The organism is Rhizobium sp. SVR5-9E, assembly GCF_056755095.1.
The window spans coordinates 1-2,888 of record NZ_JBNDHS010000194.1 but is presented as its reverse complement, the minus strand read 5'-3'; the positions used below and the strand labels follow the sequence as shown (position 1 = coordinate 2,888).

Here is a 2,888-nt window from a genome sequence, read left to right as displayed (position 1 = left end):
GGCTCTGTGTATCGCACCGTAACGAGGGTCGGGCCCTTGAGAATGAACGTGATGGGCGTTTTGATCGGTGTATCACCATCAAGGTTGGTGAGCGCGGTCATCGTCATGAACTCCGCCCCACTTTCCTGATAAAGGCGGGCAGACAACTCGATGTCTTCCATCTCGTCCCGCGTCGGAATGGAGATACCGAGCTGATGCTCAACCGATTTGTCTTCCTCCGGCGTCGGGTTGATTAAATCGTACCAGACCGGAACGGCGGTTGTTTCTGGAGTGAGGATGGAAGGGACGAATGCCAGATGATCGGCATCGTGCCAGTAGGTGCGCAACATATGCTCTCCTGAAAGACCGTCGACCTGACCGGAGCATCGACCCCTGGATCAAATTACCGGAACAGCCGTGGCGATGACGTCGAACTTCGACTGTCGGGGTTCATGTCGGTTTCCTTTCAGTCGACGGCAGTTTGCGGGTGCCATCGACGTCCGAATGCGCTCAACCGTGGATCAAGTCAAGGGCTTTTGCCGAGGCGCTCGACGAGATCGCGGCAACGACGCGGTTTGCGTCGGAAGCCCCTCAACGGCCGTGCCCGTTGCCGCAAGTGCTACCAGGTGCATCTCCTTCGCGCTGATCGCGATACGGGCGCGTTTGAACGTGGGAAGCCACTAAGACGGCGACGATACCAAAGGCAGCTTGCGCTTTTATTTTGATACTCTCAGTTTGGATATGTCTTGGCCATCGCGTGGAAGGCGTCCTTCAACGCCTCCCCTGTCGACGGCAGATAGACCTGTGATGAATCCGTTGCGCATTTCGCCACGAGATCTCTCGCCCCACTGGCGCTGGGCCAGAGATACCCGAAATTTGGTGAAACGAGATACCATCCCCAAGCCATCCCAATATGCCCGCCGGTCGGTCCGCCGGCCTGAAGTGAACTGATCGCATGTTTCAGCGCGAGCTTGTCGCTTGACAGGGGAACGATGGTATTTTGCAGGGATGGATTGGACTGGGGTAGTTCATCCAAACTTGGAAGAACTGGGCGAGACGTTTGTATAGGCGTCTGTACCTGAGTGCTCGGTGACGCACGTGATGATCGAAAACGTATTGTTCTGGCCAGATGGATTGCTGAACTTGTATTTTTGGCATCCGGGACTGGTGCAGGTCCCGGATGTATATGATCCGCGGATGTCCTGGGCATCTTTCCCGACGTTCACTGCCATCGAATAGGGTACAAGGGCGACCTTCGAGTAGGCCGGAGTCTGCTTGTCCTGGACGACGATATCGATCAAATCCGCCGCCGCGGTTCTCAAATCGGCGATCCTCTGCCGGCCATTGAACCGGTGGTATCCAGTACGAGCGCCACTTCGACATTGTGCGTCGCGCGTTTCACTTCGGTATGGACGCCTACCCTAATTGTTCAGAAACAGACCTAGAAATGTTATCGTCACATCCGCTTGGGCGTCGGCGACGATGGTCCGCCCTTCATCCGCGTTGGCAAAGCTGGATGACGTAAGAACCCCGTCGATGCCAGCCAAATTGGCGGCCAGTGCATGGAGCTCCTTTTGAGCAGGAAGCGTGTCGTCACAGTTCGGGAAGACGTTTTGGACGATTAGGAAAGCCGTGCAGCGCTAGCTTGTTTGAAGGTTTGCGGTCGACGAGAACTTCAATCGCATCTCGGTCGCGAGTTCGAATCCCAGGCCCGAATACAGCTTCTTTCCGGCTTCGGAGGCGTGCAGAACGACCATGTGCAGCCGCATCGCTCAAGGTGATCGATCGCCATCTCGACAAGTCGCCTGGCGACGCCCTGCGCTCGACGGGCGGGATCCGTATAGACGCTCCAGATGTAGCCCTCATGCGAATGCTCGCGCTTGAGGACGGTGGGATACGCCTCACTCGCCCTTCTGCTTCAGCCCGTCCGAGATCTTCTTGACCTCAGGATCGGCATTGGTCTCTTCATTGGCGTCTTCCGCGCGGTCGGGATCGTCCTTTGCGGGCAGATATCCTCGCGGCGTGTTTTCCTGTGGGCCTTCCCATCGCGGCGACTGGTCCGTGGTGCCTGGCGCACCGTCCTTCGGCTTGTTCATTCCCATGGTGATTGCTCCTTCTCACAAGCTAACCCTCCCGGCGAAAGGAAGTTCCGATCCAGGCATCGCCATGGATCATGCCGGAACTTTCAGCCGCCGACGAGGTTCGGTGTCGCGTTCCAACGAGGAGATCTTCATGAACCGCCGCGCCCTTCTGACATCCGCAGCCTTCGCCGCCGCCGTCCCGGCATTCCTTTCCATGCCTGCTTTCGCCCAGACGGCCGCTGCTCCCGGCGACGCTGAAAAGAAGCACGCCGACGAGACGAAGAAGGTCGGCTCGCTGTCGCTGGCGACAAGCCGCGTCGCCGTCGACAAGGCATCCGACCCGATGGTGAAGGAATTCGCGAAATGGGAAGTCGCCGAGCAGGAGACAATCGCCGACATCCTGAAATCGATGGAAACCGACGGCAAGGCAGAGGGCGCTTTGAAGCCGCCGACCGAGTCCGAAGTCGAAGCTATGCTCGACCCCGAAGGCAAGTCGTCGCTCGACAAGCTGAAGGCAGCGTCTGGCCAGGACTTCGACAAGGCATACGTGACCGCCCAGCTGGACGGCCACAAGAAGCTGCTGACGATCCAGGAGGACTACCTGAAGATCGGACAGAACCGGGAGCGCCTCAGCGTTACCAAGCTCGCCCGCGGTCAGATAAAGGAACACATCGACCATCTCGACATGCTGAAGTCGAAGGTCGGCTGATCGTCTTGCAGACATCGCCCAGAAGGCCGGAGCGAACTCTGCCCTTCTTCGTTATCATCGTTCCGGAACTCTCGTGATCTGTCCTCATTACCGGACCGGAGGTACGGAATGATTTCAGA

At 57.9% G+C, this 2,888-nt stretch carries 3 protein-coding genes and 1 pseudogene; 1 reads left to right on the top strand and 3 read right to left on the bottom strand.

The window, feature by feature from the left end:
* The 3 genes and pseudogenes from ACPYOJ_RS34215 to ACPYOJ_RS34205 form a co-directional block, all read right to left on the bottom strand.
* Window positions 1-329, bottom strand: a 329-nt coding sequence (locus tag ACPYOJ_RS34215; protein ID WP_481420198.1) for a CorA family divalent cation transporter, incomplete at its 3' end; no start/stop codon positions are given.
* A 1,325-nt stretch (window positions 330-1,654) separates the two neighbouring features.
* Window positions 1,655-1,843 (bottom strand): annotated as a pseudogene (locus ACPYOJ_RS34210) (GNAT family N-acetyltransferase); the annotation flags it as partial.
* Window positions 1,844-1,880: 37 nt separating this feature from the next.
* Window positions 1,881-2,081, bottom strand: coding sequence for a hypothetical protein (locus tag ACPYOJ_RS34205; RefSeq protein WP_481420197.1), 201 nt, complete (start codon window positions 2,079-2,081; stop codon window positions 1,881-1,883).
* 130 nt (window positions 2,082-2,211) lie between these two features.
* On the opposite strand from ACPYOJ_RS34205, the gene ACPYOJ_RS34200 reads away from it, so the two are divergent.
* Window positions 2,212-2,769: a DUF4142 domain-containing protein gene (locus ACPYOJ_RS34200; RefSeq protein WP_481420196.1), complete on the top strand. Its 558-nt coding sequence runs from the start codon at window positions 2,212-2,214 to the stop codon at window positions 2,767-2,769.
* Window positions 2,770-2,888: the final 119 nt, after the last annotated feature.